General features: G+C 41.1%; 11 protein-coding genes and 1 riboswitch. Of the genes, 7 read left to right on the top strand and 4 right to left on the bottom strand.

Going from position 1 to position 16,653, the window contains the following annotated elements; all coding sequences use genetic code 11:
• Together tkt and xylA are read left to right on the top strand one after the other, a co-directional pair.
• On the top strand, positions 1-2,016 hold the full coding sequence (tkt, locus tag ACYTPF_RS12425) for a transketolase (protein ID WP_461852422.1): 2,016 nt from the start codon (positions 1-3) through the stop codon (positions 2,014-2,016).
• Positions 2,017-2,106: 90 nt separating this feature from the next.
• On the top strand, positions 2,107-3,426 hold the full coding sequence (gene xylA / locus ACYTPF_RS12420) for a xylose isomerase (protein ID WP_461852421.1): 1,320 nt from the start codon (positions 2,107-2,109) through the stop codon (positions 3,424-3,426).
• Between the two features lie 105 nt (positions 3,427-3,531).
• On the opposite strand, the gene ACYTPF_RS12415 is transcribed toward xylA, so the two are convergent.
• Entirely contained in the window at positions 3,532-5,142 is a 1,611-nt protein-coding gene (locus tag ACYTPF_RS12415; RefSeq protein ID WP_461852420.1) for a glycoside hydrolase family 43 protein, read from the bottom strand.
• A 197-nt stretch (positions 5,143-5,339) separates the two neighbouring features.
• Here ACYTPF_RS12415 and ACYTPF_RS12410 point away from each other — a divergent pair, with 197 nt between their 5' ends.
• The 5 genes from ACYTPF_RS12410 to ACYTPF_RS12390 all read left to right on the top strand — a co-directional run bounded on the left by ACYTPF_RS12410 (position 5,340) and on the right by ACYTPF_RS12390 (position 12,819).
• Positions 5,340-6,314 (top strand): Gfo/Idh/MocA family protein, encoded by a 975-nt coding sequence (locus ACYTPF_RS12410; RefSeq protein WP_461852419.1) that lies wholly within the window; start codon positions 5,340-5,342, stop codon positions 6,312-6,314.
• Positions 6,315-6,366: 52 nt separating this feature from the next.
• Positions 6,367-7,311 (top strand): transaldolase, encoded by a 945-nt coding sequence (gene tal, locus ACYTPF_RS12405; RefSeq protein ID WP_461852544.1) that lies wholly within the window; start codon positions 6,367-6,369, stop codon positions 7,309-7,311.
• 138 nt (positions 7,312-7,449) lie between these two features.
• A riboswitch (FMN riboswitch) is annotated at positions 7,450-7,606 on the top strand.
• Positions 7,607-7,725: 119 nt separating this feature from the next.
• A complete protein-coding gene (gene ribB / locus ACYTPF_RS12400; protein WP_461852418.1) occupies positions 7,726-8,379 on the top strand; it encodes a 3,4-dihydroxy-2-butanone-4-phosphate synthase in 654 nt (217 codons plus the stop codon).
• A gap of 447 nt (positions 8,380-8,826) precedes the next feature.
• Positions 8,827-10,050 (top strand): sugar phosphate isomerase/epimerase family protein, encoded by a 1,224-nt coding sequence (locus tag ACYTPF_RS12395; RefSeq protein WP_461852417.1) that lies wholly within the window; start codon positions 8,827-8,829, stop codon positions 10,048-10,050.
• 798 nt (positions 10,051-10,848) lie between these two features.
• On the top strand, positions 10,849-12,819 hold the full coding sequence (locus ACYTPF_RS12390; RefSeq protein ID WP_461852416.1) for a DUF2779 domain-containing protein: 1,971 nt from the start codon (positions 10,849-10,851) through the stop codon (positions 12,817-12,819).
• Positions 12,820-13,259: 440 nt separating this feature from the next.
• Here the strand turns inward: ACYTPF_RS12390 and ACYTPF_RS12385 are convergent, their stop codons facing one another.
• From ACYTPF_RS12385 to ACYTPF_RS12375, 3 genes are read right to left on the bottom strand one after another with little or no spacing between them, the layout of a single operon-like run.
• Positions 13,260-14,021 carry a GolD/DthD family dehydrogenase gene (locus ACYTPF_RS12385; protein ID WP_461852415.1) on the bottom strand — a complete coding sequence of 254 codons (762 nt, stop codon included), beginning with the start codon at positions 14,019-14,021 and terminating at the stop codon, positions 13,260-13,262.
• A gap of 33 nt (positions 14,022-14,054) precedes the next feature.
• Entirely contained in the window at positions 14,055-15,341 is a 1,287-nt protein-coding gene (locus tag ACYTPF_RS12380; RefSeq protein WP_136781831.1) for a D-tagatose-bisphosphate aldolase, class II, non-catalytic subunit, read from the bottom strand.
• Positions 15,331-16,287, bottom strand: coding sequence for a sugar kinase (locus ACYTPF_RS12375; protein ID WP_461852414.1), 957 nt, complete (start codon positions 16,285-16,287; stop codon positions 15,331-15,333). Before ACYTPF_RS12375 ends, ACYTPF_RS12380 begins: the two co-directional genes overlap by 11 nt.
• Positions 16,288-16,653 lie beyond the last annotated feature (366 nt).

Below are 16,653 nucleotides of genomic sequence, written 5' to 3'. Positions count from 1 at the left end.
ATGTTCTCTAGTAAACAGTGCGCTGACGCAATAAGAATTTTAAGTATTGATGGCGTAGAAGCCGCTAACTCTGGTCACCCAGGGATGCCATTAGGTATGGCAGATATTGCAGAAGTGCTTTGGAGAAAGCATTTAGTTCACAGCCCTCGAGACCCAAATTGGATAAATAGAGATCGTTTCGTGCTGTCCAATGGCCACGGTTCAATGTTGCTTTATAGTTTGTTGCATCTTACTGGATACGATGTTTCTCTTGAAGACTTATCAAATTTTCGTCAAATACACTCAAAAACGCCAGGACATCCAGAAAAAGGCTATACTCCGGGTGTTGAAACGACCACAGGTCCGCTAGGACAAGGTCTCGCAAATGCCGTGGGTTTTGCACTTGCTGAGACAATGCTGGCCAGTGAATTTAATAAACCAAAATTCAATATTATTGATCATTACACATACTGCTTCGTTGGTGACGGTTGTTTAATGGAAGGCATATCTCACGAGGTCGCTTCTTTAGCAGGAACGTGGGGATTAAATAAGCTTATTGTTTTCTATGACGACAACGGTATATCAATAGACGGTGAAGTGGAAGGTTGGTTTACTGATGACACACCCAAGCGCTTTGAGAGTTATAATTGGCATGTAATACGCGATGTAGACGGGCACGATGCTAATGCCATCGACGAAGCAATTTTAGCCGCTAAACAAACATCTCAGCCTACATTAATCTGCTGTAAAACAACTATCGGTTTTGGTTCTCCTAATAAAGCGGGTTCTCATGCATGTCATGGTGCGCCATTGGGTGATGAAGAGATATCTCTAATTAAGCAATCGCTCAACGTTGGTAATGAGCCATTCTCCCTTCCGCATGGAATGTATAGTGCGTGGAGCGCTAAGGATAAGGGTAGCACTTGGCAATTTAAATGGGACGAAAAGTTCAAAAACTATGCGACTTTTTACCCTCAAGAAGCTAAAGAACTAGAGCGAAGACAAAAGGGTGATTTACCACGACACTTACCGACTCAAAAGAAGGCTCTGCTAGCAGATCTCTTAGCTAATAGAGTGAGCGTCGCTTCAAGAAAAGCTTCAGAAAGTATGATTAACCACTTAAAAATGTTAATTCCCGAGTTAGTGGGAGGGTCTGCAGATTTAGCACCTTCTAATCTAACACAATGGAAAGAAGCGATACCTTTCGCTACTGCAACCCCTCACGGGCAGTATTTACATTTTGGCGTTAGAGAGTTTGGCATGGCTGCAATTGCCAACGGTGTTGCCGCTTATGGCACTCATAGAATCTTTACTGCCACCTTCTTAATGTTTATGGAATACGCAAGAAATGCCGTACGTATGTCTGCTTTAATGAAGCTCCCTAATATTTTCGTGTTTACTCATGACTCAATAGGACTTGGAGAAGATGGACCCACTCACCAACCTGTAGAGCAAATAGCGAGTTTACGCGCCACGCCAAATTTAGATACTTGGCGGCCATGCGATGAGGTAGAAACAGCTGCTGCTTGGTATACCGCCATTGAGCAGTTAGAGCGCCCAAGTGCCTTGTGTTTTTCTAGACAATCTCTTCCACCTACCCCACAAACTGAGACAACAGTCGAGAATATTAGCAAGGGCGGGTATGTGCTCACAGATTGTAATAAAGAACCAGATATAATTTTAATGTCTAGCGGCTCTGAGGTTCATTTAGCGCTTTCCATCGCGCAACTCCTAAACAGCAAGACTAATTATCGAGCTAGGGTAGTTTCAATCCCTTGTTTTTCTCGGTTCAAAGAACAACCAAAAGACTACATAGAGGAAGTGCTTCCAACAAAAGTAAGACTTCGGTTCGCCATTGAAGCTGCGAGTTCTCAACCATGGTATGAATTTGTGGGCTTAGATGGCGTGGTCTTTGGTATCGATACATTTGGAGAATCGGGCAAAGCTAGCGATCTTTATCACCATTTTGGACTCACCGAATCGTCCATATACGAAAAGATACTCACCCATATAGATCCCCTCTCATCTAAAGAATAAGAAGAAACCTATTAGGAAAAAACATAATTGTTAGCGTTATGTAAACGTCTAATAATCAGTTGCCATTTAAATAAAACCGGAGAACCATCCATGTCTCAATTTTTCGAGTCCGTAGAGAAAATTAAATTTGAAGGCCCGTCTTCAAGTAACCCACTAGCATTCAGACACTATGATGAAAATGAAGTTGTGTTAGGTAAATCTATGAAAGAGCACCTGCGATTCGCAGCGTGCTACTGGCATAATTTCTGTTGGGACGGTGCAGATGTTTTTGGCGCCGGAACTTTTGGTCGCCCTTGGTTAAAAGAGGGTGATGCGATGGAAAGGGCTAAACAGAAAGCGGATGTAGCATTTGAATTTTTTAGTAAATTAGGTGTTCCTTTTTACTGTTTTCATGATGTTGATGTAAGCCCTGAAGGAGACAACCTTAAAGAATATACTGAAAATTTAGCTGTAATGACCGACGTACTTGAGCAAAAGCAGGAGGAAACAGGTCTGTCTTTACTATGGGGGACGGCTAATTTATTCAGTAATCCTCGATATGCGGGCGGAGCGGCGACAAGCCCTAATCCAGAAATATTCTCTTATGGTGCAACACAAGTATTTAACGCCATGAACGCGACTAAGCGTCTAGGCGGAGCTAACTATGTGCTTTGGGGGGGGAGAGAAGGTTACGAAACATTATTAAATACTGATCTACGCCAAGAACGAAAGCAATTGGGTAGATTTATGCAGATGGTAGTTGAGCATAAACACAAAATAGGCTTTAACGGCACGCTACTCATCGAGCCAAAACCACAAGAGCCTACAAAACACCAATACGATTATGATACCGCTACGGTTTACGGCTTTCTAAAAGAGTTTGGTCTTGAAAATGAATTTGCTGTGAATATAGAAACCAATCACGCAACTTTAGCTGGTCATTCATTCCATCATGAAGTGGCCACCGCCATTTCTATGGGTATCTTTGGCAGTGTTGATGCAAACCGTGGAGATGCACAAAATGGGTGGGATACTGACCAGTTCCCAATTAATGTAGACGAGCTGACACTGGTTACGTATGAAATTTTAAAAGCAGGAGGCTTCGCCACCGGTGGCTTTAATTTTGATACGAAATTACGCCGACAAAGTACTGATCCTAAAGACCTGTTCTATGGACACATTGGCGGTATGGATCATCTTGCTATGGCATTAAAAAGAGCAGCTAAGCTTATTGAGAGCGATTTTCTTTCAGAAGCAGTTTCAAAACGCTATCAAGGATGGGGAACCGAGCTAGGGAAAGATATTTTAGGCGGTAACTACAGCCTTGAAACATTATCAAAGCTTGCCCTTAATGAACAATTGAACCCTAAACATCAATCTGGACAACAAGAGCTATTAGAAAATAAGGTAAACAGAGTTATTTACGGCTAAGTTCACCATACTTTCTAGCAGAGGCAGGCCTATCGCCCCTCTGCTAGAACCCTTCTTGTAATTAATTAAATATGGAAAAAGCAATACTTTAATCATCCATGACAGCTAAGCATTGTCTGTAAACTCTTTGTATTCGACTGAGTGAAAATAGGCAGGCTTTCTAGAACCAGACAAATCTTGGCAAGCTATTCCAACGAAAGCACCAGTAAAATTAGCTCCAGCTCCCCCTTCGCCACATTCGTCTGATAAAATGCTGTAATCAAGGTTTTTTGAAAGCCACACCCATTCAGCGTTCTCAGTCTTAAATGCAAAATGGAGTAGATCGTACTCCACGTGTGCTTTAAGCGTTAATTTACCCTCGTCAGGCAACTTTATGTTTTCTTCTAAGTGATAGGTACAGATGGCTTCACCTTGGCAAGAAACCAACTCCATCACCTTCCCTCTTTTTTCGTCTAAAGTGACATATACATAATAATATTGTTCGCTATTGTAATAACAAACTAGACCTGCCATTTGCTGGAAACTCTCTGGCGCAAAGCTGAGTTCCACTGTATATGTAAAACAAAAGTGCTGCTGTCGCCTAGCCATCAAACTTTGCTCAAATAAACTGCCAAGACTCTCTTGCCCATGAAGCACAAGTGACTGATTCAAATAATAAAGTATATTTTTCGGTAAAGGATAACGTAGAGAATGGTAACTAGAAGGTAGTGTTTGATTTTTAAAGTCGATAAGCTCGTTACGAAGTGTAATGTCGGTACAAGAATTTGTTTCAATTGATTCTGCGGGAGTATTTTTTCCACTTTTTAGACGCGGCCAGTCATTAATCCATTCAATATATTGCAAAGCTGTTTCTCTTCCCATAACAGCCCGACCGCGATAAGCGAGCGGTCGGCTACACAAATGAACCAAAACGGTATTTCCTTCAACTGTCGAGCAAAAATCTCCATGCCCTGCTCGTTTTAGCGCTAGTTTCGGTGTAAGCCTGCTCGTCATTAGCGGTCTGGAATCGGGCAACTCGTAAGGCCCCCATACCGATCTTGATCTTGCGATAGTTACAGCATGATCTCTATCAGTACCTCCCTCTGCTACTACTAAATAGTAGTAATTATTCCTTTCAAATATATGAGGACCTTCTGCTAATCCTAATTCTGAACCTTTAAATATAATCTTTGCTTTACCTAATAACTCACCGGTAGAAATATCTATTTCTTGACAACTTATTCCATGAAAAAACCTGTTAGCGCCTTGAGAACAACGCGTTTTTCTCGGCCTGTGATCCCAAACCATATTTAGCCAATAACTTTTTCCATTTTCATCGTGGAACAAAGATGGGTCAAAACCGCTGCTATTCACGTGAATCGGCTGTGTCCATGGGCCTTCTATGCTCTTACTTGATGCTATGTAGTTAGGCGTATCTTTAAAATCCCCTTTAAAACGCCGCGTGTTAGTGAAGGCGAGGTAAAAGGTGCCTTTTTTGTAAGAAAGACAGGGTGCCCAAACCCCACAACTATCAGGATTTCCACGCATATCTAGTACATCAGTCCTATCCAGAGGCCTTGCAATAAGTTCCCAATTAACAAGATCACTTGAATGATAAATACAAACTCCTGGGTACCACTCAAACGTCGAGGTCGCAATGTAATAATCATTGCCTACTCTTACTATTGAAGGATCGGGATGGAAACCCGGCAATATCGGGTTGCTGATTAGAGTCATTATGTTGATACCTTATGAAATAGTGCCAAAAGGACTTAAGGTTGAATCTATAGTACAACGCTAACAATTACGATTATTTACAAGGTATTAATCAATTTTCATCAACCTATTCTCAGTACGAAATATTGCTATAACCTGTCTGTTAAAAAGCAGTTGCGCTAGCAGCTCATAAATCCACACTAGCTTTGGACACATACATGCAAAACAAGACGGTAAATTGGGGCATCATTTCTACTGCTCGTATAGCTAATACATTTGCAGCCGATATAGCGCAGTGCGCTAACTCACATTTATATGCGGTTGCATCTAGGAACTCAAAAAGTGCAGAAGAGTTTGCAGCACGTCACCGTATCCCAAAGGCATTTGGAAGCTACGAATCGATGCTTGAGGATCCAAATATTGATGCAGTTTATGTCGCTACGCCTCACAGCATTCACTGTGAAAATGTGATGCAAGCATTGAAGGCAGGTAAACACGTTCTGTGCGAGAAGCCAGCTACGACTTCACTTTCTTCCCTTGAGCACATGATCGCGGAGGCTAGAGCGCAAAATTGCTTTTTTATGGAGGCAATGTGGACATATTTTCTACCACCAATAATACAAGCAAAGAAATGGGTTGATTCTGGACGAATAGGTAAACTCAGGCATATAAAAGCAAGCTTTGGCTTCCCTATGGTTTACCAACCCAACTCTAGAGAGTATGACAAAAAGTTAGGAGGAGGATGCCTGTTAGATATGGGGATATACCCTATTGCTTTCGATTCTCTATTTTTCGAATCTACCCCACTACCATCGCTTATTAATTGCCATTTTGCCCCAAATGGGGTCGAAGATGACGTATCTTGGACTTATCAAAGAGGTGAAGTGCTTTCAACACTTCACACGAGCTTTCGAGGTCAACTCAATAATGATGCATGGTTGATTGGAAGTGAAGGGACAATTCAGATCCCAGATTTTTGGTCCGCGAGAGAAAGCTTTTTATACAACTCAGGAGAATTGGTTGAGCATCAAACTTTCCCTCGCTGCGGTAGCGGTTTCGAATTTGAAATTGCTCACGCAAGTGAAAAAATCCTACGCGGAAAAACAGAGTCTAATATTGTTTCTCACTCTGTATCACGAAATTTTATGAGAAAGCTTAACGATTTGAGTCTACTCATCAATAGTAAGACTTAAACCATGTAAGAATCATTCAAACCTATTTATTGTTAATTTAAAGAAAGTGAAAATCATGAGCATATTAGAGCAGTTAAAGAGTGTAACCACTATTGTTGCCGATAGTGGCGACATTAATTCTATCAAGTCTATATTACCTATCGATGCAACCACAAATCCTTCACTTATATTAAAATCAGCGAAGGAAGAGCAATATAGTTATCTGCTCAATTTAGCAATTGAAAATACTGACGACACGTCCAATATCGCTGATATCTGCGACCGTCTAATCGTCAACTTTGGCTGTGAAATTTTGAAACACATACCAGGACGAATTAGTAGCGAAGTGGATGCTCGCTTGTCATTTAACACTCAAGCATCAATAGATAAAGGTAGAAAGCTTATCTCTATGTATGAAGAAGCGGGTGTGTCGCGAGACAGAGTACTTATTAAATTAGCGGCAACATGGCAAGGCATCAAAGCTGCAGAACAACTCGAAAAGGAAGGCATTCACTGCAACTTAACACTGTTATTTTCTCTACCTCAAGCTATAGCATGTGCAGAAGCAGGCGTTACGCTTATCTCACCCTTTGTAGGCCGCATACTTGATTGGTTCAAAGCTAAAGATAATAAAGATTACCACGGCAAAGATGATCCGGGAGTAAAGTCAGTAACGCAAATCTACAACTACTATAAAAGCTATGGCTACCAAACCGTCGTTATGGGAGCAAGCTTTAGGAATACAGAGGAAATATTGCAGTTAGCAGGTTGTGATCTCCTGACTATATCACCTGACCTCATTCATCAATTAAGCAAAATGGATGGAGAATTAGAAGTCAAATTAGATTCGAGTAAGGTTGTAGCAAAGTCGAACGCTGACATCAAAAAACTTACTTATGAAGAATTTTTATGGCAGTTTAATGAAGATGCAATGGCGGTCGAAAAATTAAGCGAAGGTATTCGTAATTTTGCAAAAGACCAAGAAGCGCTAGAGCTGTTGGTGAAAGAGTTTGTCTGAGCCCGCAGCCAGTGAAATAGCTGAATAATTGCTTCTTAATTATTGCTTCACTGAAAATAAATAGACGCTATTTCAGCGTTGCGTTTGAAGCTCACTAATTTACAATGATCATGCTTCATATATGTCAATGAAGCTGAACTTTATTCTCAGGGCAAGGTGAAATTCCTTACCGGCGGTAATATTGAAATCATTCGGTAGAGCCCGCGAGCGCTTATAATTTCCACAATTATAAGGACTAGCAGATCTGGTGAAATTCCAGAGCCGACGGTTAAAGTCCGGATGGGAGAGAATAATAAGACACCATTTATACTGTCTTTACTGACGGTAGACTTTCGTATGCTAAAAAACCTCGGTAGTAGTCTATTGTCATACTCTTCAAGCCCTGATTCTAGTATTAAATTTAAGGAATTTACTATGAATCAGTCACTATTAACACAATTTGGAAACACCTCAGAAAGAGTCTCTGCCGCTATTTCAGCACTGCAGCAAGGGAGAGGAGTTCTACTCGTTGATGATGAAAATCGCGAAAACGAAGGTGATATCATCTTTTCAGCAGAGCAGCTCACTAAAGAACAAGTCGCACTTCTTATAAGAGAATGCAGTGGGATTATTTGTCTATGTATGGAAGATAATCATGCAAAACGGCTTGATCTTACCCCAATGGTCAAAGATAACAGCAGTAGTTACGGCACCGCTTTTACAGTCTCAATTGAAGCCAAACAAGGTGTAACTACTGGTGTCTCAGCTGCGGATCGTTTAACAACGATAAAAGCAGCTATAGCAGAAAATGCGAAACCAAAAGATTTAAGCAGGCCTGGTCATGTTTTTCCACTTGTAGCAAACCATGAAGGTGTACTTGCCCGTCGGGGCCACACAGAAGGTACTGTAGATTTAATGAAACTGGCGGGTTTGAACCCATACGGCGTATTGTGTGAGCTTACTAATAAAGATGGTTCAATGGCAAAATTAAAAGAAATAGTCGAGTTTGCCAAAGCCCACAACATGACGGTATTGTCGATAGATGATATTGCTCAATATCGCGCTAATTTTATCGCACAGGCCGTCTAATTTAGTTACCGAATAGACTACTTCTTAACCTTGCTTCAAATGGTTATTTAAGGCATTCGGTAGCGTTAAAAGCTAAAGTGATAACATAGAGCTTTCCATAAACTCTGTTATCACTTCCCTTCTACCAAAATAACAACGCGAGATACTAATGCACGTTAAACATGTATTGACTTCTCGCGACTCTGTTTCGTTCTAAGTGATTTTTGAATTAGCGATTGGTGACTTTCACATCTGATTTATAAGTTGTCTGCGCCATTAACCAACTTTTTCAATAGAGATCGAGCATCTGCAATGTCGACAGAGGTAAATATGATAATGACCACTTCTACCACCTGTTTACACCACGCCCCTTTATAGTCATTATAACCATAACAACATAGAATTTGGTTACCTATGAAACTTATTAGACCGTTTATCTCCCTATTATTGATTTGTACCAGTAGTACTATGGCCCAAAATTCGATTAACACTCAATCGGATCGATTGCGTCAATACGCCGGGTATTGGGTTAGTAGCTCAGATTTAAACACTGACAATGTCGCAGATTTTCCCAATATTAAAATGAGTAACGTTCCTGCTATGCAAAACCAAGCGCTACAGGTTGATGTAGTGCAGTATCACGGTGGTAAATACAATCAATTGTTAGTAGAACTCATAGGCTATGACTCAAAAAGTGAGAAAATCATCGCGTTAGGACAAAACCAACAAGGCTTTATTTTTAAGGGTGAAGGTCTGTTTTCATCCGACTCGGAATGGAAGATGCGTGATAAGGATATGCTAGGTAACTTTTACATGGATGTTGAATTTCATTTTAATAGTTTTACCGACGTTGTTGTAGAGGGCTTTAATGAATCAGGTGAAAGTCTGTGGCAAACCCGCTTTATTAAATCCAACCCTAAGAACAAAAACATTGGAATTCAATTAGTCTCTGTTCATGCAGAAATGCAAAAAGCGCCCGCGGCAACACTCCGTGAATTGAGCCGTATGGGCTATAGCTACGTCGAAACATTCGTATACGATGATGGAAAATTTTATGGCATGCCACCTATCAAATTTCGCAATTTAGTTGAGGCGCAAGGGTTAAGTTTCTTAGGTTCTATGGTATTTCGAGATTTGCCATTGCCTGAAGAATTGGAAAGTACTATGAAATGGTGGAGCAAGACGATTAATGATCATGTGGCAGCTGGCGTAGAATACTTAACGATATCTAACAATCAACTAAACTCGATTAAATCCATAACTGACTTGCAGCACATTGCTAATTATTACAATGCCATTGGTGAGCTCTGTAAAGAAAAAGGCATAACTTTCGTATTTCATAATCACGCTGACGAATTCAAGACAATTGATGACGTGCGTATTTACGATTATCTTATAGAAAATACCAACCCCAATCATGTATTTTTCCAAGCTGATATTTATTGGATGATTGTCGCTGGAGTTGCCCCTATCAACTACTTTAAAAAATACCCTAACCGTTTTTTGAGCTGGCACGTGAAAGATTATAGCGAACTCGGAGTTAGCGGAAAAATCGACTGGACTGGCTTGTTTTTCCAAAATGGAGTTAACCTTCCCAAATACATCGTCGCTGAAGTTGAAAACTACTCCTATCCACCGCTTCATAGTGTACAACTTGCTTGGGAATATTTATATTTTCAATTGTTAGAATAGCTAAACAAAAACTTCTAATTTATGCCTAAGATAAGTGTTTAAATAAACGAACTGAAGTTCCGCTTAAGACCTTGAGTTCAATAAACGGACGTTCAATGGTGTGTTCTCCTACGTTGGACTCTGGTAGAAAGCAAACATCAACGCGGCTATAAACAGTGAGAGTTTGCAAACGTCCAGTGACCAGAGGAAGCGGATTAAATGAGCTTGATATATCTGATTGCGAAGATCAGAACGGAATGTCATCATCAATATCAGACTCTGTTGCTGGAAGGGCTTTTTGAGGCAATGGTAGGCTGTTTGCTATGTAAAGGTTTAGTTGAATTAGTACACCTAATACATTGTTCCTTGAGCATGCTAAATTGGATATATTATCTCATTTCTTGTAGTTTAGCTTCATAGGGCTTGCTTGCAAAGAATTTGCAAAGTGCTTTTATGACACTATAAATTTCTGATTCAAATTAGTTAATTTAGACACTAACTTTTCAAAATCCGCTGCTAGCGATAGCGTGGCGGTTCAAGTCCGCCCACTGTACCATCTTCTTCTCTAGAAGATACTGAAACCGACTTTTGAGTCGGTTCTTTTTGTGTCTGGAAGAAAGATAACCCTCCTAACGAAACCAATGCCCCATATTCATCTAGCTCTACTGTAGTGCTTTTCTTTGTATGCTAAAACAAGTTTTTGAGCGGTCTATTTGCAGTATTAAATAGTGATGGACATTTAATAACCGTTGTAAATTATTCCTTAATCAACTATTTTCAAAATAGGACTAAAGATTTCGTCAGGGATTAGCGTTTTTCATGCCAATGCTTACCAAAAGCAAGTTCAAACTCGCGTGTGAGTGTCCAACAAAACTTTCATATGTTGATGACAAGGGTTATGAAAATACTTCAATGGACGACTCCTTTCTTGAAGCTCTTGCTGATGGTGGATATCAAATTGGTGAGCTAGTCAAAGCCTATCATCCTGAAGGTCTGAACATTGAAGCCCTAGACAAAGAAGAATCGCTTGCGCAAACCAATGAATTATTGAAAAGAAACAATGTCATTATTTTTGAAGCTGCAATTCAATATGGTTCGATGTTTATTCGTGTCGACATGCTGAAGAAACAAGGCAATAAGATTGAGCTCTATGAGGTAAAGGCGAAATCCTATGACATAACAAAAGATGGTGACTTCAAAAACAAAACGAAGGGTTATCAGTCAGGTTGGATGCCCTATTTGCTAGACATCGCATTTCAGTGGTTCGTAACAAAAAAAGCATTTCCACAAAACTCCATCGACTGCTTTCTTACATTGGTCGACAAAAGAGCCACTGCGAAAACCGACGGTATAAATCAAAAATTCAAAATTACAGAAGACAAGAAAAATAGAAAACGTGTCGTCACCTGCAACTCTTTATCTCAACAAGACTTATCTGCGAATTTCTTGACTCATCGTCATGTGATGCCAATCATTAAAGACCTTTTTGAAGGCGAGAATGCCTTTACAATTCCCAACTGTCCAGGAGAAACTCTAGAGCAGAATATCAATCAGTTAGCCAATTTGTACGAGCAACAAATACGCATTGCGCCTGTTATCGGTAGCAAATGTAAGAAATGCGAGTTTAAAGTTAAATCTAATCCTGAACTTAAAGATGGCTTTAAGCAATGTTGGAAAGAAGAACTGCGCTGGAGCGACGAAGATTTTGAGCTGCCGACTGTTCTCGATATCTGGAACTATCGAAAAGCCGATGCACTTGTAAAAGAACGCCGCATACATTTTAAAGATTTGACCGAAGAAGATTTTGGCTTATCAGGTGAAGAAACGAACTTCGCTTTGCTACCCAAAGAAAGGCAATGGCTTCAAGTAGAAAAAGTAATAAATAATGATGGCTCTGCATTTTTCGATTCTGATGGCTTAAAGAAAGAAATGGCCACGTGGGAATGGCCACTGCATATGATTGATTTTGAAACCAATACTGTTGCGCTACCCTTTTTTGAGGGTATGCATCCTTATGAGACAACTGCCTTTCAGTTTTCACACCATATTATTTATAAAGATGGCCGTGTCGCGCATGCAGGCGAGTTTCTTAATACAACGCCGGGCGAATTCCCTAACTTTGCATTTATTCGCGCCCTAAAAGCCCAATTAGAAAAAGACAAGGGAAGTATTTTTAGATATTCAAACCATGAAAATACTGTTCTTTGTGCTATTCATCGACAGCTAGAAGCTTCAGATGAAATAGACAAAGAAGAACTCATAGGGTTTATCAAAACCATTACTAACAAAAAAGACAAGAAAACAGGCTACTCATGGCGCGGAACCAGAGACATGGTTGATTTATGGGATTTAGTCAAAAAATACTATTATGACCCGGCAACTAACGGCTCAAACTCAATAAAAGCTGTTCTTCCAGCGGTTTTGAATCAAAGCCAATTTTTGCAGAAAAAATATGGTGAGCCTATTTACGGGTCTGAAGAAATTTCTAGTTTAAATTTTGAAAAATTTACCTGGCTTAAAAGGGACTTTGAGTCAGGCAACATTATCGACCCATACAAACAATTACCAAGAATGTTTAAAGATATTAATGAGCAAGATTTGGAACTGCTTAGTGGTGATGATGAGTTGAATAACGGCGGTCTAGCGTTAACCGCATACGCAAAGTGCCAGTTTACCGAGATGAGTGATTATGAACGAAATGAGCTGGAGAAAGGCCTTCTCAAATATTGTGAGCTGGATACTTTGGCGATGGCGATGATTGTTGAGGCTTGGTTAGATTGGATACACTGATACCTTGTTATTTGGTATCAAGGAAAATCGGAAAAACACAATGAATGAAAATATTTATAAAAAGTTCCTACTAATAGAAGAACTCTTAAAAACAGAATTTTCTGACTCATGGAAAGAAGTTCACCATCTAGTCAGTCTCATACCAGAAAATCCCTGTTGCAACTAAATAACCGAAACTCGCCCAGCTTGAGTTAGAGACCGCTTGGAAAAAGCACTTTCTGACGTTTGAACGGGTAAGTTCTTTTTTACTTCAAAATAGCTATAAACCTGTGGCCAAAATGACTTGACCACTACACAGTTATACCGCCAATGCATGTTTCTATTTGTGAAACTAATACAAATAACGGTTACTACACTCTCATAAAAAAGGTAGATGCCCACGATAAAGCAATCCACCTTAAATAACTCTTTAACTCAATGACACTAAATTTTGTGCTCTATTAGGTTGCAGTATAACCGCCATCTACTACTAAATTTTCACCATTGACCATGCCAGCTGCGCCGCTAACAAGATACAAGGCTGAATGCGCAATTTCTTCTGGTTGAGCAAAACGACGCGCCGGTACTTTCGCTTTAAAGTTTGCACCTGTTTCGCCAGACCAGTAACCACCCGCGCCTAACTCAGTCTCTACAACCGTAGGAGAAATAGCATTAACAGTAATACCTTCAGGGCCCCACTCCATTGCCATCACGCGGGTCATGCCTAGTACACCAGCTTTACTTGCGCAGTAAGCTAAGTGACCATCAAGTGCCACCAATGCCGCCTGAGAAGCAAGGTTAACAATACGCCCACTCTTTTGTTTCAGCATTTGTTTACCCACTTCACGGGCATATAAGAATGGACCTCGTAAGTTCACAGCCATAGTGATATCCCAGAGATCTGCTGGCGTCTCTTCAGATTTGGCTAGGGGGCCAATACCAGCATTGTTTACAAGAATATCAATACGTCCAAGCTTTTGCACCGAGTCAGCAACGATTTGCTGCGCAGATGCTTCATCAGAGACATCAGCTATCCACGCCAGGTTGTTCTCACCAAGTGAACGTGCTGTTTCATGAACGGCTTCGCTTTTATCCACCAAAATAAGTGTCGCGCCACGCTCAGCAAAAAGCTCAGCTATACATTTACCAATACCTGATGCGCCGCCTGTGATAAGAGCAACTTGCCCTTCAAGGTTGTAGGCTTTATCAAACGAAAATGACATTTTTTATCTTCCTCTTAATTAGTTTTATACGCGCTATTTTTTTGCAAGGCCGCTAGCACGGGCGTAGGTTGATACCACTTCTTGAATCCAGTGTCTGGCTAAAGAAAGCGGATCGTTGTTTAGGGTCCCTGCACGAAATGCCGCATATTGAAGTGGCATAAATTGACTCAACAACGTCATAGGTGCAGGTTGCTCTGTAAGGTTGTTAATAAGCGTTTGTACGCTTTCATCAACTTTAGGGTCTGCCCAGTAGTAACGCGACCTATCGCTAAAGCTGTATTTGCGCGCAAAAGCCTGTTCTTGCTCGGTACCTGTGTAATATTTAGCCCAGTTTTTCGGGTTTTCCAGCATTTGCTGTTCAAGTACTTGGCGTAAGTTTGAAAGTGGTTTATTGGTGATCCACTCTTGTTCAATATAGCTTAACGCAAACAACGCCTCGCGCGCCGCGTAGGTTAACCCTGGGCCAACTTTTAGAATGGCAAAATGATCGCGAACCAGATTACTTAACGCTGTTTCAGTTTGATAATCGGTAGAGTGCGCCTCATAAACCAGGTTTTCAATGTCTAATATGGTTTTGCTTAATTCCTGTGCTTTTTCAGGCTGATATCCAATGACCATAGCATGGTCAAACTCAACACCAGGCTGAACCACTACCCCGATGACTCTCTCCCATGCACTTTGCAAACCGCTTTGGTTAAACTTTTCTTTGTGGGTGTTTATGGTTTGTTTTAAGTCATCAATATTGGTGGTGGCAAGCTCATGTAAGTCTTCTTGGGCACCGCCGGGCACAGGTACCTCGGTACCAATAATATACATAGGGGGCACTTTCGAGTCGTCAATCGCGGCTTCGGCGGCGGCACATAAAATGGTCGCGCGCTCGGCGATTACTTCATCCGAAAGTGGAGCTACATCATCTGCGCACGCCATGCTCGCATCTAAGTGTATTTTAGAAAAGCCAGCGGCTACATAATCTGCCACCATTGTTTTTGCTGCTTCCATAGCTTCTGCGGCAGGTAACGATGTCCATGGGTTTGGCCCTAAATGGTCGCCTCCCAAAATAAGATCATCTTCAGAAAAACCTACTTCCTTTGCAATATCTAGCACATACTGACAGAAGTCACTAGGCGTCATACCGGTGTAACCGCCTTCATGATTAACTTGATTACACGTTGCCTCTACGAGCAAGGGTGAGCCATCAGTTTTAGCTTGCTGCATAGACGCTTCAATAACAAGTCGGTGCGCAGAACAAACAGAATAAATCCCTCTGCTACCATCGGCTCTATTTCGTTCAACAGTTTCTTTCAGAAAATTAGCATTCATGTTTTTTCTCCACTGATAGTATAAATTGATCTAGCTCGTTTAATGTCGAGTTACCTTCCATAGGACCACGTTGTGTCACGGCCAGCGCGCCTGCAGCGTTTGCCAATTTTAATGCGCGCTCTATTTCAATCTCTTGTGCTAAGCAGGCAATAAGGGTTCCGCCAAAGCAATCACCCGCCCCTGTTGGGTCGACCTCGGTTACCTTGAATGAGGGCATTTTTATCGAACGTGTTCGATCGTAGTAAACGCAGCCTTCAGCGGCATTTTTTACCACCACCATGTCCATGGAATATTTGTTTAGTAGGGTTTCAACAGCGTCGCTTTCTGGTACATCACCACAAAAATAATGCAGGTCTATTTCGCTGGGGAGCAAAATGTCGCACGCCTCTAAAATTAGCTGAGTGGCTTCTTGAATCACCGGCGATACCATGATTTCTGGGCGAATATTCGGGTCAAACGATACTTTTCCGCCACTTTGCTTAACCAACGCTAATGCGCGCTTAACCGCTGCAATTGAACCCGCGTTGCCAAGCGATGAGCCCATTACATGAAAATAACGGCAATTGCTGGCAAGGGCAGGGTCAACGGAGTCTTCGTTAATAAGCGCTGCTGCACTGTTACTAATGTTAAAGATAAACTCTCGGTTTCCGTCTTTTTGATAAGTAACAAAAGCAGTGCCTGTTGGTAATTCGTCCGAACGGCTAATACCACTTACATCCACACCATCACTGCGAAGCCGGTTTAAGATAAGCTCGCCAAAACCATCATTTCCAGCACAACCAATAAAGGCCACGGAAGCCCCTATTTTAGCCGCTTGATCCGCGAATATTGCTGGAGCGCCACTTGGATAAGGCCCAAGAAATACACCCGGCTCGGTAAAGGATTGGCCAATATCTTCTGCCATAATTTCAGCGAGTAGTTCGCCCATACATAAAATGTCAGTCATCGCTCAACTCATTGATGCTTGTCGTCCTCTATTAGCACTAGGACAACCGTTTAATTACATAAGCAATCCCGCTTTTTATTAAACAGAATTGCTACTTTTAATCGGCTTTGTTTTACCTTTGATAGCGTTTAACGAAATCACTTACTTTCGATTTTTTCTTTAAAGCTTATCTTAAGCATTCAAAAAATTAACGCTGACTACTTAGCTAGCCTGAAAACGTGCCTAGTACGAAATATCGTGACAACCCGCCATTGTTAGGCATTTAAAAAGTGGACGATATGGTTAAATCTGTATATCGCCTGCTTAAAGCGCGGCAAAATCTAGATTTAAAATCACAATAAAATCGAAACTTTCGAAAGCCATTTA

It is taken from the genome of Alteromonas sp. HB246098 (assembly GCF_054890645.1).
Note: the sequence above shows the minus strand (reverse complement) of the source record. Positions and strands in the feature narration are given on the sequence as shown.